The following is a 7965-nucleotide window of genomic DNA, read 5'->3' as shown; positions in this document are numbered from 1 at the left end:
CTAATGGTGCGGTCGACAATCTATGAACGAGCGGGCGCAACCCACCTGCGTTTCGAGCAAGAGCTGACGCTCCGCCCAGGGTGGGACCAAGTACCAGGGCGAGAGCAACGAGTGTGCGGAGGAGTGCGTGCGTCTCCTTTGGGATGGCCCTTTCCGCCAAGAATCCCACGGCTGCAAGTAGGCTGGCGATCCAGACGAATACGGAGAGGATCCGTAGGCCCATCTTCGGTCCGCGCTCGAGCACTCCTGCGCGCACTGGTGAGTCGGCGTGATTCGTCATCTCAGTTGCCCTCGCTACATAGCCGGAATGCGGTTCCCGTCAGGATCAAGGGAAACACTGTCTTCGAGTGACTCTCTGACTGATTCACGATGCACTTCCTCTTGTTCGGTTGAGGCGTCGGGCAGTCAATACCGCATCTTCGGAGCTTCGATTCGGCGAGTGCTTCTCTCTAAATTCAGTCGCCGTGAATGCGATCCAGGACCAGTCCGTTTTTTGTGCTCGGATGGCGTCTCTTTGCGAGGGCGTAGTTACCTCGTATTGCAACGACGCCAAAAGTTCCGCTCGCAAGAGCTGGCTTGAGTGCTCGCCCTTCGTCCCCATGAGTTGGCATCTCGAACAAGGCGTACTCGGCATCGAAGTACCCGGTTCTTAGTGTGTAGGCGTCCTTGCGGGATGAAACGTGAGGCACGAGCAGCTCCGAAGCGACAATCTTGGCATCGTTGGGGACGAGACCTATCAACTCGTAGACCTGTCGGTGCCGCTCGTGGTCCTCTGGTTTCAGACCGAATCTGTATTGGCCGAATCCACCGCGGGTATTTCGCGTTTCTAGGAGAGCACCGTATTGGTACGAGCAGACCATCGTCGCGCACACAACCACCGCAAGATAAGCACGGCTTAGGTTTTTGTGAGTCGTATCGAGTGTTGTCCGGACCCAACTTAGATTGTTCACAAGTAAGACGAACAAGAAGGTCGTCCAGTACGTCGTGTACTGAAATGAGATCTGGATCTGGGGCGGGTAGCGCGTTGACAGGAGAGTGAAGAAGAATCCAACCAAACAGCCGAGGAATCCGACTGCGCGACGCAAAGGAAAAAATGCGAGTGGCGTGAATATCTGTAGGACGTAAATCAGCTTGTCGCCCTCCAGCAGCGTCTTGAGCGTATACACGGGGTTCGTGAATATCGTTACGAGAACAGCCGGATACCCCGCTCCCCCCTTTGGAACCAAATCCTGGTACTGATGTACGAAGGACTGATGTCCACCCGTATATCTTGGCATTACGACAAACTTGAGAATACCGAAGGCTAGCCCTCCGATCGCCGTGAATAAAAGGCCAGCGGGGACATGCTTTCCTTCCACGATGAGCAGTAGGCCCAGTACCGCCATCATGGCGTTGACGTCCTCGCGGACTGAGGCGGCAAGCACTATGGATAGGACCATCAACAACGGGCGGCGCGCTTCGACGAATGCGAGCGCGGCCCATAGGAATACCGTTCCAAGGGGCAAGTAGTGGAAGTCGTAAAGCGCTGCCCCGTGAAGAGGCGGGTAAAGCAGGTACAGCCAGGCAATGGCGGCGGCGGACCAGGGGCCGAGGCGACTTCGACCCAGGTAGAAGAGCGGAATTGCCGCTGCACCCATGAGGACTGCTTGGACGATGAGCAGCGTCTGGGGACCCGGAAAGAAGCGATAAATGAGGCCGATGACGAACGCGAAATACGTCTGGTGGTTCCCCGCGTGGGTGGCGTCGGGGCCCCCGAAGGGCGACATCTTGAACAGGGGACCGCCATTGACCGCGTTCCAGACCAGATTGTCTTCGAGGGCGAGGTCGAACGACTGGGTACCCAACCGATAGTGGGTCTGAATCGTGTGGAATGAAAAGTAAACTGCGTAGACCGCTACTCCTGCGAACACCGTCAAGAGCGGAAGTTTTTGTTGCCGTCCCCAAAAGGTCGCCTGACGCTCCAGAAAGCAAGACACCCGGATCAGAAGGACGGAACGCGGCTTCGGCGAGACGCTCAATCGGAGGGCCGCGTCTTGGCTCGTGACGATCGACTTGAGAATCGTGAGTGAAAAGAGATTGACCAGAACCAGAATCGCAAGTTCGTTGCCTTGCCACACCCTTGAGTCCGTGAGGGTCGGAAGGAAAGCAAGTCCTGTCAATGGCGCCAGCCGCCGTGTCCACAGAGCCGCTGTCTGTGGCTGGGTCCGCCGCGTCCGAAGCCACAACGCGCCCGCGGCTACCAGGGAGACCATAACGCCTCCGATCATCGTCCACTGCAGCCAGTACCGGAGCTTCCACGACAAACGGTTTTGGCCAACGTAGGCCTCGAGCTTGGGGCGAATGCCAAAACCAAACGCGCAGAACCCGACGGATGCGCCGATGGCAGCAAGCAGCACTATCGTCTTGATGTTCGTTACCGACAAAAGCCTTTGGCACAGGGCAGCCGCCAAGGTCTTCGGGGACCTTCCGTCGAAGCCAGGAGACTGATCCTGAGGCGGTTCGGCCTTGGGCGTTACCGCCGCGACCGATTCCTCAATGGCGTCGTTAGCGCCGTTCGGCGGAGTCGGAATCAACACCGGTCTCGCGGGCGACAATGTACAAAGGTCTGTTCTTGATTTCTTCGTAGATCCGCCCCACGTATTCGCCGAGAAGACCGATCACGAGCATCTGAGCCGAAGCCGTCAACGCCAATAGCAGCGTGAGCGTTGTCCACCCCTGGACAGTCTTGTCAGTGAAAAGCTTTATGTACAGCGCCCAAACCCCGATACCCACCGCCGCCGCTCCCGAAATAGCCCCGAGCCAGGTTGCGATACGCAAGGGCGTGGTCGAGAACGAGGTTACGCCGTCAAGGGCGAAGCGAAGCATCTTTCGTAACGGGTACTTCGTCTCGCCTGCGAAGCGTTCGGGGCGTTCGTAATAGACCGCCGTTTGCCTAAATCCGACCCAGGCTACAAGTCCTCGCATGAATCTGTGTCGTTCCCGGAGGCTTCGGAGGGTGAGCACGACCGGGCGGCTCATCAGACGAAAGTCCCCTGCGTCCGCCGGAATCTTCACGCCGAGCCCCATCGCCATGAGGCGGTAAAAGAGATGAGCCGTGGCTCTTTTGAAGAGAGTTTCCCCGTGCCGCTTGCTGCGCACCCCGTAGACCACGTCGAACCCTTCGCGCCACCTGGCCAACATGTCGCGCACGACCTCAGGGGGGTCTTGCAAATCGGCGTCCATCACGACGACCGCATCGCCTTCTGCGCGGTCCAGCCCGGCGGTGATGGCCGCCTGATGACCGAAGTTTCGAGCGAAATGTAGGACGCGATAGCGGCGCTCGTTGCGCGCGAGGTCACCGAGAAGGTCGGCACTGGCGTCGGCCGAGCCGTCGTTCACGAAGACCACCTCCCAGCTTCCCGCAAGTTCGGGAAGGCCGTCGAAGAAGGCCCGCAGCCTTCGGTCGAGTTCGGGGATGACCGCCTCCTCGTTGTAGATGGGAAGGACCAACGAGAGCGTAGGGCGCGGGGAGGGGGAGGAGGGGGAACCGGACGGCGAGCTCATGGAAGGGCGGCAACCTCGGGTGCGACTCTAGCAGACTCGCATGAATTTTCGTTCGCGCCTCTGCGGCGAGGGCGTGTCGTTCTGTCGGTCCCAACGCCGCCCAGAATTGACCCCCTCTCGCCTCCGTGATATCCGGGGGAAGCATAAAGGGGGGCCGAAGTTGGCCGTCCTGCGCCGCATTCGGGAGATACATGGGTAAGCGTATACTTGTCGCCGACGACAGCGTGACGATTCAGCGAGCCTTCGCGATGGTCTACGCGGTCGAGGACGTCACGTTGATCCCGGCCCGGAGCTTCGAGCAGGCCCTGTCCGCCGCGCGCCAGCAGAGGCCCGACCTGGTCATTGCCGACGCCAACCTGGGTGGGCGCTCGGGGTACGAACTGTGCGGGGCATTGAAGGCCGACGCGTTGCTCGCCAACCTTCCCGTTTACATTCTGGCCTCGAATCAGGCCCCGTACGACGCGACGAAGGGTGCGGAAGTGCGGGCTGACGGTCACCTACTCAAGCCCTTCGAGAGCCAAAAACTGCTCGAGGCCGTGGCCGCGGCGCTGAGCGCGGACGCCGCACCGGTCACCGCGCCCGTTCCGGCTGCGGCGCTGGGAACGCCTCAGGCCGTGGTGGCCGAGGATACGTCGCGGGTGCAGGTGGATGCCGTGACCTTCGAGGACGAGGAGTCCTACGGCGAATTTTCCATCGAACCCACGGCGGCCGGAGGGGCCGAACGCAAAGAGGCGCCGCCGCCTCGCCCCATAGCCCCGCCCCTGTCGCGCCCCTTGCCGCCTCCGCCAGGTGGGGGTGGGGGCCCGCGGTCGGCCCCGCCCCAGGCGCGTGCTTTCCCCGCCTCAGCTCCCGCTGCCCGCCCGGTGCCGTCGCCTTTGGCGCGCCCGTCACTCGCGCCGCCTGCGTCGGTGGTGTCTTCCGTGGCAGCTCCTCCCTCGGCTTCGGCGCTCCGGCCTGCCTTGGCGCCCCCGGGCGCCGCCGCGCCGGTCACGCCGGGACCCGTGGTTGCGAAGTCGCCCCCGCGCCCCTCCTTGATTCCAGGGGTCATGCCGCCGCGCGGAGGCGCTGAATCCGTGCCGCTCCGGGTGGCCGCAGCGCCCCCCGCCGCTCCGGTGGACTTCGGGCGCACGATCATGGGCATGCCGGGCATGACGGCGCCCCCTGCCTCGGAGCGCCCCACGGCCCGCGCGTTGCCGACGTCCGAAGAGCTCGGCCGGGCGCTCTTTGACGACCTGCCTCCCGTGCCGACCTCCCCGCAGGGTCCCGCCCCGGTGCAACCGGTCATCGACGTGCGCACACCTTTGGTACCGCCCGCGGTGTCAGTCCCGGCGCCCGAGGTGGTCCCGGCGCCGGTAGTGTCAGTCCCGGCGCCGGCCGGCCGGGCCCTGCCTGGCGAGCCGAAGGTTCAACAAAAACTGAACCAAAAGCTCGCCGAGATCGCCGCGCGCGGGCCCGAATACGAGGCGCTCGCAAAGCTGTCGCGCGAGGTCATCGAAGAGGTGGTGTGGGAGGTCGTTCCCGAGCTGGCCGAGATCCTGATCCGGGAGCAGATCGAACGGCTGGTGGCGAGCCGCAAGAGCTGAGCGGGGCGTCGCCCCCTCGTGCCCAAGGGCTAAAGACAGGCGCTCGCAGCAAGCGCGGTTTCCCTGCGTGCGCCCTTTGATTAAACTGCGCCGCTCTCTTTGACCTCTGCTAGGTAGACACGCGACCATGGCCAACACGCCCGACACCCTGGACAAAGCCTACGATCCCAGCGCCCTCGAGAAGCGCTGGTACGACCACTGGCTCGAAAAGAAGTACTTCCACGCCGACGCGCAGGCGCCGAAAGCGCCGTGGTCGATGGTCATTCCGCCACCGAACGTCACGGGGTCGCTCCACATGGGGCACGCCCTGGGCAACACGATCGAAGATATCTTTACGCGCTGGCGCCGGATGTCGGCGTACAACGCCATGTGGCTGCCCGGCACGGATCACGCGGGCATCGCCACGCAGACCGTCGTCGAGCGCGAGCTGGCCAAGGAAGGCAAGACCCGCCACGAGCTGGGTCGCGAGGCCTTCGAGCAGAAGATCTGGCAGTGGCGCCAAAAGTCGGGTGACCGGATTCTCGATCAGCTGAAGGCGCTTGGTTGCTCGCTCGACTGGGACCGCCTGAAGTTCACGATGGATCCCGACTACTCGGCGGCCGTCATCGAGTGCTTCGTGCGCCTGCACGAAGAGGGGCTCATCTATCGCGCCGAGCGGCTCATCAACTGGGACGTGGGCAGCCGTACGGCGCTCTCGGACCTCGAGGTCGAGTACAAGGATGTGCAAGGCGAGCTCTATGAGTTCGCGTACCCGCTCGCCGACGGCTCGGGCGAGCTGGTCGTGGCCACTACGCGACCCGAGACGATGCTGGGCGACACGGCCGTGGCCGTGCACCCCGATGACCCTCGCCACCAAGACAAGATCGGCAAGGCAATCAAGCATCCGATCCTGGGGTACGAGTTTCCGATCATTGCCGATCCCATTTTGGTCGACATGACCTTTGGGACGGGTGCGGTGAAGGTGACGCCTGCCCACGATCCGAACGACTTCGAGTGCGGAAAGCGTCACGCCCTGCCGTTCATCTCGATCCTGGACCTCGAAGGTAAGGTCAATGATCGCGGCGGACCTTTCGAGGGGCTTCCTGCAAAGGCGGCGCGCAAGGCGGTCAAGGAGAAGCTGAAAGAGCTGGGGCTCGAGCGCGGCAGCAAGACCATCACGCACGCGGTGGGCTTTTCTCAGCGCTCGGACACGGTGGTCGAGCCCATGGTGTCCACCCAGTGGTTCGTGAAAATGGAGCCCTTGGCCAAGCCTGCGATTGCCGCGGCCGAAGAGGGAAAGGTGAAGTTCGTCCCCGAGAGCTGGACGAAGACCTACTACCACTGGATGACCAACATCAAGGACTGGTGCATCTCTCGCCAGTTGTGGTGGGGGCACCGCGTACCTGCCTGGCATTGTGCGGCCTGCAAGGGCTACACGGTGTCGCGGACCACGCCCGCTCGATGTCAGCACTGTGAAAGTTCCGAGATCACCCAGGATGAAGACGTGCTCGACACGTGGTTTTCATCCTGGCTGTGGCCGTTCGCCACGCTGGGCTGGCCGAACGAGACGCGCGAGCTCAAGACCTTCTACCCCACCACCGTGCTCGACACGGGCTACGACATTCTCTTCTTCTGGGTGGCCCGCATGATCATGGCGGGGCTTCACTTCATGGGGAAAGTTCCTTTCCGCACGGTGTACCTGCATACGCTCGTCACCGACGAAAAGGGCGAGAAGATGTCGAAGGTCAAGGGCAACGTGATCGATCCCTTGGACGTGATCGAAAAGCACGGCGCCGACTCGCTGCGCTTCGCGCTGGCCTGGCTCACGACGAACGCGTCTCAGGGCAAGAACATCAAGTTCTCCCTGTCGAACGTCGACGATGCCCGTCGCTTCGCCAACAAGATTTGGAACGCCACCCGCTTCGCGCTTCTGAACCTGGGTGACTATGATCCGAACCGCTTCGCGGATCGCACGGCCGACGGCCCTGACGGCGCCGACTTCGAGCTTCCCGAGCGGTGGATCCTCTCGCGGGCCCAGCGGGTGGCGGACGATGTGCACAAGGCGCTCGAGGAGTACCGCATCGCCGACGCGGCTCAGATCATCTACCACTACATCTGGAACGAAGTCTGCGACTGGTACATCGAGCTGGCGAAGGCCCGTCTGGGCAAGGACGGCACGCCCGCCGCCCAGGAGAACCGCTGGAAGGTGCAAGGAGCGCTGGTCACGGCGCTCGACGTGGCGATGCGCCTTCTGCACCCCTTCATGCCCTTCATCACGGAAGAGATCTGGCAAAAGCTCCCCAAGCCCGATACGGCGCCCCAGAGCATCGTCATCACGCTTTACCCGATTCCCGACGTGCGCTTCCAGGACGAGGCGTCCGAACAATCGATGGACCTGGTGCAGCGGGTGGTCACGGCCATTCGCTCGGTTCGTGCGGAGCGCAACATCCCCTCGATCTCACGCAACGCCGTCATTTTGACCGTGGCGGACGACTACAAAAAGACGATTCTCGAGGGCTACAAGGCCATCGTGGCCGAACAGGCCAAGTGCCGCGAGGTCACCGTGCGTCGCCTGGGCGAGCCCCCGGGCCAACCCGTCGCGCTGGCCATGGCGGGAGACGTGGAGGTGATGGTTCTCCTCGAGTCGGAGGCGGATGCGGGGGCCGAAAAGGCAAAGCTCGACAAGGAGCGCGGTAAGTTGCAAAAGGACGTGGAGTTTTACAAAAAGCGCCTGTCGAACCCGACCTTCGTCGACAAAGCCCCCCCGGAGGTGATCGAGAAAGACAAAGCGCGCCTGGCCGACGCCGAGGCGGCGCTGGCAAAGCTGGAGGAGACCCTGTCGCGCCTTGGCTAGAGGCAC

The 7965-nt window shown here is 62.7% G+C and carries 4 protein-coding genes; 2 read left to right on the top strand and 2 right to left on the bottom strand.

The features are described 5' to 3' along the window. Positions 1-455: 455 nt before the first annotated feature. Entirely contained in the window at positions 456-2576 is a 2121-nt protein-coding gene (locus tag KA712_23520; GenBank protein ID MCG5055938.1) for a DUF2079 domain-containing protein, read from the bottom strand. Next, complete coding sequence (locus tag KA712_23515; protein MCG5055937.1) at positions 2545-3543, bottom strand: glycosyltransferase family 2 protein; 999 nt, start codon at positions 3541-3543, stop codon at positions 2545-2547. The genes KA712_23520 and KA712_23515 overlap by 32 nt, the downstream gene beginning before the upstream one ends. Positions 3544-3734: 191 nt before the next feature. Between KA712_23515 and KA712_23510 the strand changes: the two genes are divergently transcribed. Both KA712_23510 and KA712_23505 read left to right on the top strand, forming a co-directional pair. Then, complete coding sequence (locus KA712_23510) at positions 3735-5126, top strand: response regulator (GenBank protein ID MCG5055936.1); 1392 nt, start codon at positions 3735-3737, stop codon at positions 5124-5126. A gap of 127 nt (positions 5127-5253) precedes the next feature. Next, the gene (locus KA712_23505) at positions 5254-7959 is read left to right on the top strand and encodes a valine--tRNA ligase (GenBank protein ID MCG5055935.1); all 2706 of its coding nucleotides are present in this window, start codon (positions 5254-5256) and stop codon (positions 7957-7959) included. The last annotated feature ends 6 nt before the right edge of the window (positions 7960-7965 follow it).

This window comes from Myxococcales bacterium (assembly GCA_022184915.1).
GTDB lineage: Bacteria > Myxococcota_A > Polyangia > Fen-1088 > Fen-1088 > JAGTJU01.
The sequence above is the reverse complement of the archived record's forward strand: the minus strand, read 5'-3'. Positions and strand labels throughout refer to the sequence as shown.